At 73.0% G+C, this 14,033-nt stretch carries 15 protein-coding genes; 10 read left to right on the top strand and 5 right to left on the bottom strand.

Annotation, left to right across the window (positions count from 1 at the left end; genetic code table 11):
* Positions 1–31 precede the first annotated feature (31 nt).
* Positions 32–778, bottom strand: coding sequence for an SDR family oxidoreductase (locus OHV05_RS08405; RefSeq protein WP_405017089.1), 747 nt, complete (start codon positions 776–778; stop codon positions 32–34).
* Positions 779–976: 198 nt separating this feature from the next.
* Between OHV05_RS08405 and OHV05_RS08400 the strand changes: the two genes are divergently transcribed.
* The 4 genes from OHV05_RS08400 to OHV05_RS08385 all read left to right on the top strand — a co-directional run bounded on the left by OHV05_RS08400 (position 977) and on the right by OHV05_RS08385 (position 5,432).
* Positions 977–2,233 carry an ROK family protein gene (locus OHV05_RS08400; RefSeq protein ID WP_405017088.1) on the top strand — a complete coding sequence of 419 codons (1,257 nt, stop codon included), beginning with the start codon at positions 977–979 and terminating at the stop codon, positions 2,231–2,233.
* Between the two features lie 313 nt (positions 2,234–2,546).
* Positions 2,547–3,560 (top strand): alpha/beta hydrolase, encoded by a 1,014-nt coding sequence (locus tag OHV05_RS08395; RefSeq protein WP_403038666.1) that lies wholly within the window; start codon positions 2,547–2,549, stop codon positions 3,558–3,560.
* A gap of 152 nt (positions 3,561–3,712) precedes the next feature.
* Positions 3,713–4,441 carry a hemerythrin domain-containing protein gene (locus OHV05_RS08390; RefSeq protein ID WP_405017087.1) on the top strand — a complete coding sequence of 243 codons (729 nt, stop codon included), beginning with the start codon at positions 3,713–3,715 and terminating at the stop codon, positions 4,439–4,441.
* 28 nt (positions 4,442–4,469) lie between these two features.
* Positions 4,470–5,432 carry a DUF1152 domain-containing protein gene (locus tag OHV05_RS08385; RefSeq protein WP_405017086.1) on the top strand — a complete coding sequence of 321 codons (963 nt, stop codon included), beginning with the start codon at positions 4,470–4,472 and terminating at the stop codon, positions 5,430–5,432.
* Here the strand turns inward: OHV05_RS08385 and OHV05_RS08380 are convergent.
* Complete coding sequence (locus OHV05_RS08380) at positions 5,429–5,983, bottom strand: DUF1697 domain-containing protein (protein WP_405017085.1); 555 nt, start codon at positions 5,981–5,983, stop codon at positions 5,429–5,431. The two genes, OHV05_RS08385 and OHV05_RS08380, sit on opposite strands and share 4 nt — an antisense overlap.
* 51 nt (positions 5,984–6,034) lie before the next feature.
* On the opposite strand from OHV05_RS08380, the gene OHV05_RS08375 reads away from it, so the two are divergent.
* Positions 6,035–6,505 (top strand): pyridoxamine 5'-phosphate oxidase family protein, encoded by a 471-nt coding sequence (locus OHV05_RS08375; protein ID WP_405017084.1) that lies wholly within the window; start codon positions 6,035–6,037, stop codon positions 6,503–6,505.
* Between the two features lie 33 nt (positions 6,506–6,538).
* Here OHV05_RS08375 and OHV05_RS08370 read toward each other — a convergent pair whose 3' ends face one another.
* The gene (locus tag OHV05_RS08370; RefSeq protein ID WP_405017083.1) at positions 6,539–6,898 is read right to left on the bottom strand and encodes an arsenate reductase family protein; all 360 of its coding nucleotides are present in this window, start codon (positions 6,896–6,898) and stop codon (positions 6,539–6,541) included.
* Positions 6,899–7,023: 125 nt separating this feature from the next.
* Here OHV05_RS08370 and OHV05_RS08365 point away from each other — a divergent pair, with 125 nt between their 5' ends.
* The 5 genes from OHV05_RS08365 to OHV05_RS08345 all read left to right on the top strand — a co-directional run bounded on the left by OHV05_RS08365 (position 7,024) and on the right by OHV05_RS08345 (position 11,934).
* Positions 7,024–8,244, top strand: coding sequence for a cytochrome P450 (locus OHV05_RS08365; RefSeq protein ID WP_405017082.1), 1,221 nt, complete (start codon positions 7,024–7,026; stop codon positions 8,242–8,244).
* Positions 8,245–8,361: 117 nt separating this feature from the next.
* Positions 8,362–9,486, top strand: coding sequence for a PP2C family protein-serine/threonine phosphatase (locus OHV05_RS08360; RefSeq protein ID WP_405017081.1), 1,125 nt, complete (start codon positions 8,362–8,364; stop codon positions 9,484–9,486).
* 4 nt (positions 9,487–9,490) lie between these two features.
* Positions 9,491–9,676 carry a DUF6011 domain-containing protein gene (locus OHV05_RS08355; RefSeq protein ID WP_405017080.1) on the top strand — a complete coding sequence of 62 codons (186 nt, stop codon included), beginning with the start codon at positions 9,491–9,493 and terminating at the stop codon, positions 9,674–9,676.
* Positions 9,677–9,923: 247 nt separating this feature from the next.
* On the top strand, positions 9,924–10,154 hold the full coding sequence (locus tag OHV05_RS08350; RefSeq protein ID WP_405017079.1) for a hypothetical protein: 231 nt from the start codon (positions 9,924–9,926) through the stop codon (positions 10,152–10,154).
* An 88-nt stretch (positions 10,155–10,242) separates the two neighbouring features.
* Entirely contained in the window at positions 10,243–11,934 is a 1,692-nt protein-coding gene (locus tag OHV05_RS08345; protein ID WP_405017078.1) for a SpoIIE family protein phosphatase, read from the top strand.
* Between the two features lies 1 nt (position 11,935).
* Here the strand turns inward: OHV05_RS08345 and OHV05_RS08340 are convergent, their stop codons facing one another.
* Both OHV05_RS08340 and glnA read right to left on the bottom strand, forming a co-directional pair.
* Entirely contained in the window at positions 11,936–12,223 is a 288-nt protein-coding gene (locus OHV05_RS08340) for a hypothetical protein (protein ID WP_405017077.1), read from the bottom strand.
* A 255-nt stretch (positions 12,224–12,478) separates the two neighbouring features.
* Positions 12,479–13,891, bottom strand: coding sequence for a type I glutamate--ammonia ligase (gene glnA, locus OHV05_RS08335; RefSeq protein WP_403038638.1), 1,413 nt, complete (start codon positions 13,889–13,891; stop codon positions 12,479–12,481).
* Positions 13,892–14,033: the final 142 nt, after the last annotated feature.

Below are 14,033 nucleotides of genomic sequence, written 5' to 3'. Positions count from 1 at the left end.
TCCAGCGCCACGCCGGGAGGACCCGGCCGGGTCAGCCGCGGCCGATGTACGGCATCGTGGTGGCCAGCACGGTGGCGAACTGGACGTTGGCCTCCAGCGGGAGTTCGGCCATGTGCCGGACGGTGCGGGCGACGTCGGCGACGTCCATGGTGGGCTCGGCGGCGATCCGGCCGTCGGCCTGGCGGACGCCGGTGGACATCGCGGCGGTCATCTCGGTGGCGGCGTTGCCGATGTCGATCTGGCCGCAGGCGATCCGGTACGGACGGCCGTCCAGCGAGAGGGACTTGGTCAGGCCGGTGACGGCGTGCTTGGTGGCGGTGTAGGCGATGCTGCCCGGGCGCGGGGTGTGGGCGGAGATCGATCCGTTGTTGATGATCCGTCCGCCCTGCGGGTCCTGACGCTTCATCAGCCGGAAGGCGCCCTGCGCGCAGAGGAAGGCCCCGGTCAGGTTGAGGTCCACCACCGCGCGCCAGCCGTCGACGGTGAGGTCCTCCAGCGGGACCGAGGGGCCGAAGGTGCCCGCGTTGTTGAAGAGCAGGTCGATCCGGCCGAAGTGCTCGGCGGTAGCGGCGAACAGCGCGTCCACGGCGGCCGGGTCGGTCACGTCGGTGGGGACGGCGAGCGCCGCCCCGGGCCCGGCCTCGGCGGCCACCGCGTCCAGCGGCTCGGCCCGGCGCCCGGCCAGCACCAGCCGCCAGCCATGGGCGGCCAGTTCCAGGGCGACGGCGCGGCCCACGCCGCTGCCTGCTCCGGTGACGACGGCGACCTGCTGCGACATCTGCACTCCTCGGCTGGTACGGGCCCCTCGATGATCGCGCACGGACGGACCGGCCGTCACTTGTCGGAGCGTCCAGGAACCGAGCGGAGTGCGGCCCTCCGGGTGAGCGGAACCGCCGGTACCGGAGCGGGCGGTGTTATTTGCTAGCCGAAACCAAGTCCGCCGCCTCGCTAGAGTGTCCGAAAGGAGGCAGTCAACGTGGAGAACCGACCCGGCCGGCCGCAGGGCCTGGTCACGGCAGGACAGCGGGCCCAGCTGATGCGGCAGGGCAACGCCTCCGCGGTGCTGCGCGCCGTCCTCGCGCACGGCCCCGTCTCGCGGGCCGAGATCGTCCGGCACACCGGGCTGTCCGCCCCCAGCGTCACCAAGCTGACCGCCGCGCTGATGGAGGTGGAGCTGCTCAACGAGCTCGCCCCGGTGGAGCCCACCCAGGGCCGTCCCCGGGTGCCACTGCGGGTGGACGGCGACCGGATCGTGGCGCTCGGCCTGCACATCGGGCTGCTCCGGACCACCTTCGGCCTGGTCGGGCTGGACGGCAGCGTGATCGCCGAGCGCGAGCTCCCGCACCACGAGCTGCCCGACCTCTCCCCGGCCCGGATCACCGAGCAGGCCGTCCAGGGTGTCCGGACCTTCCTGGCCGAGCGGCTGGACGGCCGCCGCCTGGTCGGCACCGGCGTCAGCATCGGCGGCTGGGTGGACGGCGCCAGGGGCCTGGTGGTCGAGCACGGCCCGCTGGGCTGGCGGGGCGTCAACCTGCCCGCCCTGCTGGCCGACCGGCTGCCCGGGCCGCTGGTGCTGGAGCAGACCGTCCGGGCGATCGCCCGGGCCGAGCTGTGGTTCGGGGCCGGCCGCGAGGTCGACGACTTCGTGCTGGTCATGATCGGCAACGTGCTGGGCGCCGCGCTCGTGGTCGACCGCACCGTGCACCGTGGCCCCGGCGCGGCGGCCGGCGCGATCGAGCACCTGCTCGCCACCGACGACCCCGAGGTGCGCTGCCCGGTCTGCGGTACGGGCTGTCTCAGCGCCGTCGCCTCCGACACCGCGCTGGTGGCCAGGGCCCGCAGCCTCGGGGTGATCCCGGACGACCCGGCGGACGGCGCCGCGCTGGCGCTGGAACGGCTGGTCGCGGCGGCCCGCCCGGCCGGCTCGGGCACCGGCGACGAGCGGGCCCAGGAACTGCTGCGGACCCGGGCCCGCCAGGTCGGCCGCGCGGTGGCCGGCCTGGTGGACCTGATCAACCCCAGCCGGGTGGTGCTGGCGGGCGGCATCCTGGTCGCCGACGAGTACCTGGACGAGCTGCGCACCGAGGTCGGCCGCCGCAGCCACCGCGGCCTGGCGGTCGCCGACGACATCGTCCCGGCGGTGTTCGGGGCCCGGACGCTGGTGCGCTCCTCGGCGGTGCCGGTGCTGGAGCGGGTGATCACCGAGCCGTTCACCGCGCTCGGGATGCTGTGAGAGTGGTCACGGGTGCCGCCCGGTGCCGTCGGCAGGGCGCCGGGTCGGCTGTCCCAGGGCCGGGCTGACGGCGGACGGTCCGGTCGTCCGGCGGGGGTCGACCCCCGCCGCCCGGCGGGATGTCGGCGATGGGGCCGGAAGATCGCAACCGCCCCTCCCCGCGCCTGCGTCGTAGGATTCCGGACGGCGCACTCACCCCTCCGGGGTCGTGACGCCGACCTCGGCCGGGACCTCTGGTACCCCGCCGCGGCCTCACCTCGGGGCCACCGTCCTGGCCGGTCCGCCCGGACGAGAGACCGGTCGGAGAGAGACCTTGCCGCTCAAGCGCAGCCGTACCGCCCTGTCCGCCGTGAGCGTGCTCGCGCTCGCCCTCGGTCTGGCGGCCTGTGGGAGTGAGCCGAGCACGCCCGGCTCGGGCGGGCAGGCGGCCGGCGACGGTGCCAAGACGCCGTCCGCGGCGCAGAGCAGCACGCCGCCGCCCAAGCCGACCAAGGTGCTGATGCCCACCGGTCCGGCCGCCGACCTGAAGAAGGTGCGGGACACCGCGGCGGGGCCGATCACGGTGACCACGCTGACCGGCGCGAAGTCCGGGGTCACCGGCAAGGTCTGGGTCTGGCTGCCGCCGGAGTACAACGACCCGAAGTTCGCCAAGACCGGCTTCCCGGTGCTGACCCTCTACGCGGGCGGCCAGAGCGCGGGCTACAACACCTGGACCGACAACCAGCTGCCGATCGAGGAGATCGGTGCGCAGCTGTCGAAGGAGGGCAAGGCCCACCCGTTCATCATGGTGATGCCGGTGCAGAACCTGGACTCCAACGAGGCCAAGGCACTGGAGTGCGCCGACATCCCGGGCCAGCCGAAGATCGGCACCTGGATGGCGCAGGACATCCCGGACTTCGTCAAGGCCAACTTCCGCACCGTCAAGGGCCGGGACGGCTGGGGCCTGATGGGCGCCTCCACCGGTGCGTTCTGCAGTGCCAAGCTGGCGCTCCAGCACCCGGACGTGTTCAAGGCCGCGGTGCCGATCGACGGTTACTTCAACCCCGACTCCCCGCTCTGGAAGGGCCACGACGCGGAGCGGCTCGCCAACAGCCCCGACGAGCTGGTCGCCAAGGGCGCCGACGTCCGGCTGCTGGCCACCGCGGGCGGTGCCAACGCGTACGAGATCAAGCTGGTCAAGAAGTGGGTGGCCAAGGCGGCGGCCCCGACCACGGTCGAGTACTACGAGCAGCCCGGCGGGAAGCACCTCACCTCGGACTTCAAGAAGATGATCCCGGTGACCCTGGAGTGGCTGACCAAGAACCTGGCCGGGCCGGAGGGCGACTGACCGCCCGTCAGTGGCGGCAGGCTGCTGACCTGCACGTCAATCAGACATTGATTCGACTCTGATGGTCTGTCACCACCCTGGAGACCCGAGCCGGGGCGCCGCGACTGCGACGCCGCACCGGCCCTGTCTCAGCCAGTCGTGAAGAGAGTGCCATGCCCAGCCACCTGCTGCCCGTCGAATCTCCCCAGGTCCCCGCCCAGCCGGGCGCGGAGCGCAAGGTGCAGCCCGCCGCCGAGGCGATCCCGTTCGCCGGGCTGCGGCTGGTGCACGCCGCGCTCCGCCGCGACCTGGTCCGGCTTCCCAACGCCCTGCGACTGCTCCAGCCCGAGGACACCGCCACCGCCGAGGCGATCCAGCGGCACTGGGACTTCCTCACCGCGATGCTCACCTGCCACCACGAGCAGCAGGACACCCGGCTCTGGCCGCTGCTGCGCCGGTTCGCGCCCGAACTCCGGCTGCTGCTCAACTGGTTGGAGTCCGACCACCACAACCTCGACCACTCCTTCACCCGGGTCACCACGCTGGTCCGGATCGCCACCAGGGACCCGGCCAGCGCCTGGTCGGTGGCGTACGCGGTGGAGGAGCTGGCCGCCCGGCTGGAGACCCATCTGCGGATCGAGGAGCGGCAGTTGCTGCCCCGCCTGGACGGCATCTTCCCGGCCGGCTCGCGGATCGGCACCCTGCCCGAGCTGCTCGACCTGCTCCGCGCGGCGGACGGGCCGAACACCTCGGACGCGCTGGTCTGGCTGCTGGAGGGGGTGGACCCGGTGCAGGTCGACCGGCTGCTGGCGGACTGCGACGACAGCACCGCCCGGCACTGGCCGCACTGGCGGGACACCTACGCCCGGTGCACCGACGAACTCTGGGGTCCGCAGTCCTGACCGGCGGTCGGGTTGGTAGCGTCCACGGATGCTCCCGCTCTTCGAACCGCAGCTGCTCACCCGTCTCGGCCAGGCCCGCAAGATCCTGATCGCCGGGGCGGGCGGCGGCTTCGACGTGTACGCCGGACTGCCGCTGGCCCTCGCGCTGCGCGCGGCCGGCCGCGAGGTCCACCTGGCCAACCTGTCGTTCAGTCACCTCTACGGCCTGGACAGCGACATCTGGCTGGAGTCCGAGGTGGCGGAGATCCGCCCCGACACCCGCTCGGCCGAACCGTACTTCCCGGAGCGGACGCTGGCCCGCTGGCTTCGGCTGCACGGCATGCCCGACACCGTCTGGGCGTTCGGCTCGGTCGGCGTGCAGCCGCTGCGGGCCGCCTACCGGGCGCTCTGCGCGCACCTCGGCATCGACGCGATCGTGCTGGTGGACGGCGGCACCGACATCCTGATGTGCGGCGACGAAGCGGGCCTGGGCACCCCCGAGGAGGACATGGCCAGCCTGGCGGCGGTGGCCGGGATGCCGGAGATTCCCGTCCGGCTGGTCAGCTGCCTCGGCTTCGGCGTCGACGCCTACCACGGCGTCAACCACTCGCTGGTGCTGGAGAACCTGGCCGCCCTCGACCGGGCGGGCGGCTACCTCGGCGCCTTCTCGCTGTCCCGGGACAGCCGGGAGGGCACCCTCTACCTGGACGCCGTCGAACACGCGCGAGCGGCCTTCCCCGAACACCCCAGCATCGTGCAGGGCTCGGTGGCGGCCGCGCTGCGCGGCGAGTTCGGCGACGTCCGGTTCACCGAGCGGACCAAGGGCGCCGCGCTCTTCGTCAACCCGCTGATGACGCTCTACTTCTCGGTCACCGTGGAGGCCCTGGCCGCCCGCAACCGCTACCTGGACCGGATCGAGCGCACCCACCTGATGCGTCAGATCAGCACCGTCATCGAGGAGTTCCGCGACACCCTGCCCCAGCAGCGACCGCCCCGGATGTTCCCCCACTAGGGCTTACGGGCGGCCGCCAGGATCTTGACGGTGGTGTGGAAGAACCGCGAAGTGGCGTGCCCCCGGTAGGACTTGGGGAAGGTGGTGGCCGGGTTGGTGGTCATCCGGCCGCCCCGCAGGTGCAGCACGGTGAAGGCCGCGCCCGGGGTGGCGCCGATGATCTCCCAGTCGCCCTTGGCGGAGCGGATCGGGAGCTCCAGCTCGGCGGGCAGCGGCTCGGAGAGGAAGAGCACGCAGAGCCGGACCTCGGGTGTCACCTCGACGCCCGCGAACGGGTCGGCCCCGACCAGCTCGGCCACCTCGTCGACGGTGCGCAGCAGCACCGGCACGGCGTAGCCGAGGGCCTGCTCCAGGTGCTGCTCGATCCGGGCGGTCAGGGCGGCCCGGTCGGTCCCGGCGGTGCTGAAGAAGACGTTGCCGCTCTGGATGTACGAGCGCACCTCGCCGAGCCCGAGCTCGGCGAACAGCGCGCGCAACCGCTCCATCTTCACCGTCCGCCCGCCGACGTTGACGGCCCGCAGGAACGCGATGTACGTGGTGGTCCCGGTCATGGCGCCAGTGTCGCAGCAGCCACTGTCAGCGGCCGCTGGGACACTGGGGGGATGACGACCTGGCAGGATTTCGAACGAGAGGCCCCGGACTTGGCGCCTGCGGTGCGTGCCCGGTTCGAGGCGAACCGGCACCATGTGCTGGCCACCCTGCGGGCGGGCGGGGCGCCCCGGGTGAGCGGCACCGAGGTGCAGTTCATCGGGGCGGATCTGACCGTCGGCTCGATGTACGGTGCGGTGAAGGCCCTCGACCTGCGCCGGGACGGCCGCTTCGCGCTGCACAGCAACCCGTCCGACCCGACCATGGCCGGCGGCGACGCGAAGGTCTCCGGCCTGGCCCGCGAGCTCACCGACGAGGTCGAGCTGAGCGCGTACGCGGCCGAGCTGCCGGCCCCGCAGCCCGGCCCGTTCCACGCCTTCCGGCTGGAGCCGACCGAGGTGGTGCTGACCGAGGTGGCGGGCGACGAGCTGGTGATCCGTTCCTGGCGTCCCGGCCAGGAGGTGCGGACGGTCCGGCGGAGCTGACCCGGGGTCGGCCCGGCCGACGTCGGCCCGGGGTCAGCCGGCCAGGACGGCGCGCACCGCCTCCGGCGTCCGGGCGACCACCGCGTGACCGTCGTCGGCCGTGATGATCGGCCGCTGGAGCAGGACGGGGTGCTCGGCCATCGCCGCGATCCAGCGCTCCCGGTCACCGTCGGTCCGGCTCCACTGCTTCATGCCGAGTTCCTTGGAGATCGGCTCCTCCAGCCGGGTGATGTCCCAGGGCTCGAGCCCGAGCCGGACGAGCACCTGCTCCAGCTCGGCGACGCTCGGCGGGTCCTCCAGATAGCGGCGGACGGTGTACTCGGCCTTGGCCGCTTCCAGCTCGCCGAGCGCGCTACGGCACTTCCCGCAGCGCGGGTTGATCCAGATCTCCATCCGGCCAGCCTACTCAGGAAGCCGGGACCGGCGAGCCACGACGGTCCGGGGGCCGGCGGTCCCGGCCGGGAACTCGGCGGTCCACCGGGGGGTTGAGTGGGGAAGTGCCGACGGGAGGGGCGGGGATGAACGGCGAGGAGATCATCGGCCGGTTGCTCGACGCGGAGGGCCGGGCCGACCCGTACCCCCTCTACGCCCGGGCGCACCGGCTCGGCCCGGTGAGCGAGGCGGGGCCCAACATGGTGCTCGCGGTCGGCCACCGGGAGGTCAACCAGGTGCTCCGCTCCACCGCCTTCCACGTCCCGGACGCGGCGCTGCGGGAGCGCTGGGAGGACGGCTACCTGGAGCACAGCTCCAAGGTGCTGCTCGGCGCCTCGATGCTGGAGACCAACGCGCCCGACCACGGCCGGATGCGCTCACTGATCGCCTCGGTGTTCACCGCCCGCCGGGTGGCCGCGCTGGAGCCCGCCGTGCTGGCGGCGGTCGACGGGCTGCTGGCCGAGCTGGCCGAGGCCGGTGCCGACGGCGCCCCGGTCGACTTCATGGACGCCTTCGCCTACCGGCTGCCGGTCGGGGTGATCTGCGAGCTGCTCGGCGTCCCGGCCGAGGACCGGCACCGGTTCCGGCCGCTGGCGGACGACCTGACGGCCGCGCTGGAGCTGCTCCCGTCCGACCCGGAGCTGGCGGCGGCCGACGCGGCCGCCGACGAACTCGCCGACTACTTCACGGAGTTGGCGGCCAAGCGGCAGGCCGAGCCGACCGACGACCTGGTCAGCGCCCTGGTGCAGGCCGCCGCCGCCGACCACGGGCGGCTGTCCGGGCGGGAGCTGCTGGCCAACCTGGTGCTGCTGCTGGCCGCCGGCTTCGAGACCACCGCCAACCTGCTCGGCAACGGGCTGGCGCTGCTCTTCGAGCACCCCGCCGAGCGGGCCGCCCTGCGGGCCGGGGTGGTCACCCCGGCCGGGCTGGTGGACGAGGTGCTCCGGTACGACTCGCCCGTGCAGCTCACCTCCCGGATCTCGCTCAGCGACGAGCTCGCGGTCGGCGGCGTCCCGACCCCGTACGGCACCGGGATCTACCTGCTGCTCGGTGCGGCCAACCGCGACCCCGCCCGCTACCCGGACCCGGAGCGGTTCGACCCGCGCCGTACGGACAGCCAGCCGGTCAGCTTCGGCGGCGGCCCGCACTTCTGCCTGGGGGCCCAACTCGCCCGGCTGGAGGCCACGGTGGCGCTGCCCGCGGTGCTCGACCGGTTCCCGGACCTCGCCCCGGCCGGGGTGCCGAGCCGCCGCAGCGGCCTGGTCCTGCGCGGCTTCCACACCCTCCCGGTCACCCTCCGGGGATGAGCCGCGGCAACCCCGGCCCCGAAGGGCCGCCGCCGGGCGCGCGGGACTTTGGTCCGGTGCACCCGGGGCCTCCGTCGGCGACGATGGACGGGCAGCGGTACGCCCCCGGAGGTCCACTTGTCCACGCCCGACCCGCAGACCACCGCTCCGGTGGGAGCACTCAGCGGGGCCCGGACCCCTCGCTGGGTCCGGGCCCTGCCGGCCCTGCTGGTGGCCGTCGACCTGACCGCCGAGTACGCCGCCTCGGCCCACATCGCGGCCGGCTTCCCGCTCACCGTGCTCCCGGTCCTGGTCGCGTTCGGCTACGGGCCCGTCGCGGTCGCGTTGAGCACCTTCGGCACGGTGGCCCTGCAGGGCCTGATGGCCGAACGCGTCGGCCACCTCACCGAGCAGCACCACCTGTGGATCTACCTCGCCACCGCGGTGGCCGGCGTCCTGGGCGCCGTGCTGTCCTGGCAGCGGATCAGACAGGAGCACGACCTGGTCCAGGTCCGCTCGGTCGCCGAAGCCCTGCAACGCACCGTGCTGCACCCGGTCCCACCGCGCAGCGGCGGCCTGCGCACCGCCGGTCTCTACCGGGCGGCCCAGGCCGAGGTCCCGATCGGCGGCGACCTCTACTCGATCTGCGAGACCAGGTACGGCACCCGGGTGCTGCTCGGCGACGTCCGGGGCAAGGGCCTGGACGCCGTCCGCACCGTCGCCGACCTGCTCGGCGCGTTCCGGGCGATGGCCGACGAGACCGAGAGCCTCAACGACCTGGCCGACCTGCTGGACCGTCAGCTGCAACGGGTCGCCGGCGACCGGGACGACCAGGAGCTCTTCGCCACCGCCACGCTGCTCCAGCACGACCCCGCGAGCGGCCGCTGCCTGCTGGTCAACCGGGGCCACCATGCCCCGCTGGTGACCGGACCGGCCGGGGTCCGGGAGGTGGACGCCCCCGAGCAGCTCCCGCTCGGCCTGGGCGGCCTCACCGCCGCCGCCCCCGCCGCCCCGGCGGGCTTCACCCTGGAGCCCGGCCACACCCTGCTGCTGTTCACCGACGGCCTCAACGAGGCCCGTGACCGGGTCGGGGAGTTCTACCCCGTCGCCGAGCGCCTCGCCGTCCTCGCCGGCACCGACCCGGAGCACCTGGTGGCCGCCCTCGACGCGGATGTCCGCACCCGCTGCGGCCTGCTCACCGACGACCTCGCGATCCTGGCCCTGACCCCGTTCGGTCCCGGCCCGGACGGTCCGTCAGACTGATCCGGTGCAGCCCGACGACCCCGCCCTGATCCCGCCGATCCCTCCGGACCGGCCGTCCCTGCTGCGCTGCCGCCGCTGCGGCCGACCGCTGCACGACCCGGAGTCCCGGATCCTCCGCCTCGGCCCGGGCTGCCGGGGCCCCGAGGACGTCACCCAGGTCGTCCCGGGCGAGCAGGACCCGCTGTTCTGAGGGTCACTCCCGGCTGTAGGCGGCGGCGACCAGGCCGACCACTCCGACGGTGAGCACGGTGGCGATGAGGAACTTCCAAGTCTTCGTCATGCCATGCCCAACGCCCACCCCCACCAGGGGAAACGTCCTGTCACCCGGGCGGCGGCGCGGTTGGTGCCCGGTTCCGGGCGCGGCCGGCCCGTCCCGGGGAGCGACCTCCGGGGGAGCGGTCGTACCGTGGACGGGGGCCCACCGAGAGGAGGCCGTGATGCCCGGTTCGATGGCGATCAGCCACACGGACGCGCTGGTGATGCTCAGCCACACCGACGCGGAACGGCTGGCGACCGTACTGCGGGAGATGTCCACCCTGCTGGCGCAGCCGGGCGGGAGCCGGCTGTCGGACGCGCAGGTCGAGGCGCTGTGCGAGGGACGGCTCGGCCGCGACGAGCTGGCCGAGTGGTCGCGGAGGCTCTCCGGCTACCTGACCGATCACCTCTGACCACCTGCCCGCTGCGGGTGCGGGCCCGGGTGCGGCACCGGATGATGGGCGGTGACCGCAGGCGGAGCGCGAGGAATGAGGGCGCAGGGTGCTGGACGACGCCTCCTCGCGCCGGACCCAGGCCCTGTTGCGGCAGCTGCTGGACGGTACCGAGGCCGGGGTGGTGGTCTTCGACCCCGAGCTCTGCTTCCAGTACGTCAACCCCACCCTGGCGCGGATGAACGGTCTGGCCGCGGCCGAGCACATCGGCCGCCCGGTCCGGGAGGTGCTGCCGGGGCTGGACGCGCGCGAGGACATCCTGCGGCAGATCCTGGCCGACGGCATCCCCCGGGAGATCACCTCCAGCGGTCACACCCTGGCCGGCTCGGACCGGCCGCGGCGGTTCTGGCACGCCGCCTACCACCGGATCGAGGAGGACGGCCGGGTGGTCGGCCTGGTGGGCATCCTGGTGGAGGTCACGGAGGCGCACGAGCAGCAGCGCAACCTGGAGCGCGCCCGGGCCCGGCTGGCCGTGCTGGACCAGGCGGCCACCGTCATCGGCACCACCCTCGACATGGACACCACCTGCCAGGAGCTGGCGGCCTTCCTGGTCCCGGAGCTCGCGGACGCCGCGACCGTGGAGGTCTTCCCGCACGAGGCCGACCCCGGTGCCCGTCCGGTGCCGGCCGGCACCCTGCGGCTGCGGCGGGCCGGCCTGGCCGCCGTCCCCGGGCTGCTGGCGCGGGTGCGCAGCTTCGGCGCGCCAGGTACCTATGTCGACTACCAGCCGGGGTCCTCGATCCAGCGGTGCCTGGAGTCCGGCCGACCGATGGTCGACAACGTCTTCACCGACGCCGAACTCAGCCGGTCGGCCCCCAACCCGGACCGGGTCGCCGCGTACCGGGCGAGCGGTCTGCACTCGGCGCTGGTGGTGCCGCTGTCCTGCCGGGACAAGCCGGTCGGCACCGTCACCCTGCTGCGGGCCGACGACTCGCCGGCCTTCGACACCGACGACGTGGCCACCGCGCAGGACCTGGCCCGCCGGGCCGCGATCGCCCTGGACAACGCCCGCCGCTACACCGCCGAGCACCACATCGCCCTGGAGCTGCAACAGGCGCTGCTGGCTGCGCCGGGCCGCCCGCACCCGGGCCTGGACATCGCCACCCGCTACCTGCCCTCGGGGGCCAGCGCGCTGGTCGGCGGGGACTGGTTCGACGCGATCGCGCTGCCGCAGGGCCGGACCCTGCTGGTGATCGGCGACGTGATGGGCCACGGCGTGCAGGCCGCCGTCGACATGAGCCACTACAACTCGATGCTCAAGGTGATCGCCCGTCAGCAGCCCGCCCCGCACCTGATCCTGGACACCCTCGACGCGCTGATGACCGAGGCCGCCGCCGAACGTCCGGCGACCTGCCTGCTGGTCCTCGCCGACCCGGTCCGGGGCGAGTGCACCTACGCCAGCGCCGGCCACCTGCCGCCGTTCCTGATCGAAGCCGACGGCTGCACCCGCCTGCTCCACCTGCCGACCGGTCCGCCCCTGGGCGTCGGCCGGGGCGGGCACACCTCCGTCACGGTGCCGTGCGGCCCCGGCCGCACCCTGCTGCTCTACACCGACGGCCTGATCGAGCGCCGGGGCGAGGACATCGACGTCTCACTGGACCGCCTGAACACCCTCCGCCCGCTGCCCGGCGCCGCCCTGACCGAGATCCTCGACCACGTCCTGCACACCCTCACCCCGCCCGGCACCGTCACCGAGGACGACATCGCCATCCTGGCCGCCCGCTTCCGGGCGTCCGGCTGAACTACCGTTGCCCGCCCGGGGAGTGGCCGAGCCCGCAGAGCAACCGCCCGACCACCAGGACGGCCAGCGCCACGGTGGCCAGATGGGTCACCATCAGCCAGAACAGCGCCCGCCGCCATCGCTGCGCGGTGCCCACCCCGGTCTCCGGCGCCGCCCGGTCGACGCCGATGGCGGCACCGGACAGGACCGGCAGGACCAGCACCGACACGACGTCGGTGACGAACACCAGACACCACAGGTCGAGAGCCAACGGCACCGCCCCGTACGCGGCGGCCACCCCCCAGTGCACACGATCAGTCGCTGCGTACCCCCGCACGTCGCTCCCCCGAGTCCCGTCGGCATCCGGCCGCAGCCAGTCTGACGGCCCCTCAGAACCCTTGTCGTGCCCACGCCCCCAACCGAGACCGGAGCGGTACGCCCCGGTGATGCGGAACTCCGGGTCGTGCCCCCGCCCACCCGACGCGCCGCTGCCGCGGGCCGGCGCATCGCCGGCCCGCGGCAGCGGGAGTTGACCGATCTGGGTTTCCGCAGGTCGCAGGAGTCTCTACAGGTCGTAGTAGAGCTCGAACTCGTGCGGGTGCGGCCGCAGTGCGATCGGGGCGATCTCGTTGTTGCGCTTGAAGTCGATCCAGGTCTCGATCAGGTCCGGGGTGAACACGCCGCCCGCGAGGAGGTACTCGTGGTCGGCCTCCAGGGCCTCCAGGACGGCGCCGAGGGAGGCGGGGACCTGGGGGACGGAGGCGTGCTCGTCGGGGGCCAGCTCGTAGAGGTCCTTGTCGACCGGCTCCAGTGGCTCGATCTTGTTCTTGATGCCGTCCAGGCCGGCCATCAGCATGGCGGCGAAGGCGAGGTAGGGGTTGGAGGACGGGTCGGGGGCGCGGAACTCGATGCGCTTGGCCTTGGCGTTCGAGCCGGTGATCGGGATCCGGATCGCGGCCGAGCGGTTGCGCTGCGAGTAGACCAGGTTGACCGGGGCCTCGAAGCCGGGGACCAGGCGGTGGTAGGAGTTCACCGAGGGGTTGGTGAAGGCGAGCAGCGAGGGGGCGTGCTTGAGCAGGCCGCCGATGTAGTAGCGGGCCATGTCGGAGAGGCCCGCGTAGCCCTGCTCGTCGTAGAACAGCGGGGAGCCCTCGGTCCACAGCGACTGGTGGACGTGCATGCCCGAGCCGTTGTCGCCGAAGATCGGCTTCGGCATGAAGGTGGCCGTCTTGCCGTTCCGCCAGGCCACGTTCTTGATGATGTACTTGAACAGCATCAGGTCGTCGGCGGCGTGCAGCAGGGTGTTGAACTTGTAGTTGATCTCGGCCTGCCCGGCGGTGCCCACCTCGTGGTGCTGGCGCTCCACCTCCAGGCCGGCGGCGGCGAGTTCGAGGGACATCTCGGCGCGCAGGTCGGCGAAGTGGTCGACCGGCGGGATCGGGAAGTAGCCGCCCTTGTACTTGACCTTGTAGCCACGGGCGTCGCCCTCGGCGGAGCCGGAGTTCCAGGCGCCGGCCTCGGAGTCGATGTGGTAGTACGAGGCGTTCGCGCTGGTCTCGAAGCGGACCGAGTCGAAGACGTAGAACTCGGCCTCGGGCCCGAAGTACGCGGTGTCGGCGATGCCGGAGGAGGCGAGGTACGCCTCGGCCTTCTTGGCGACGTTGCGCGGGTCTCGGCTGTAGGCCTCGCCGGTGATCGGGTCCTGGATGAAGAAGTTGATGTTGAGGTGCTTCTCCTTCCGGAACGGGTCGAGCCGGGCGGTGGTCAGGTCGGGGACGAGTGCCATGTCGGACTCGTGGATCGCCTGGAAACCGCGGATCGACGAACCGTCGAACATCAGCGTCTCGGACGGGTCGAAGGTCGCCGCAGGCACTGAGAAGTGCTGCATGACGCCCGGCAGGTCGCAGAACCTCACGTCGACGAACTTGATGTCGTTGTCCGCGATGTACTGCTTGACCTCGGCGGCGTTGTTGAACATCCATCCTCCTCAGCGGGCCGTGTGGTGGCTCACCCTAGGAATCTGCCGTTTCCGGTTGGTGACTCCACCGTTTCCTGAATGTTAACCGCGCTGCTCCGGCGGGCGGCAAACGCCTACGGTTCCGGGCAAAACGCCACCCCTG

It is taken from the genome of Kitasatospora sp. NBC_00070 (assembly GCF_045041205.1).
GTDB lineage: Bacteria > Actinomycetota > Actinomycetes > Streptomycetales > Streptomycetaceae > Kitasatospora.
The sequence above is the reverse complement of the archived record's forward strand: the minus strand, read 5'-3'. Positions and strand labels throughout refer to the sequence as shown.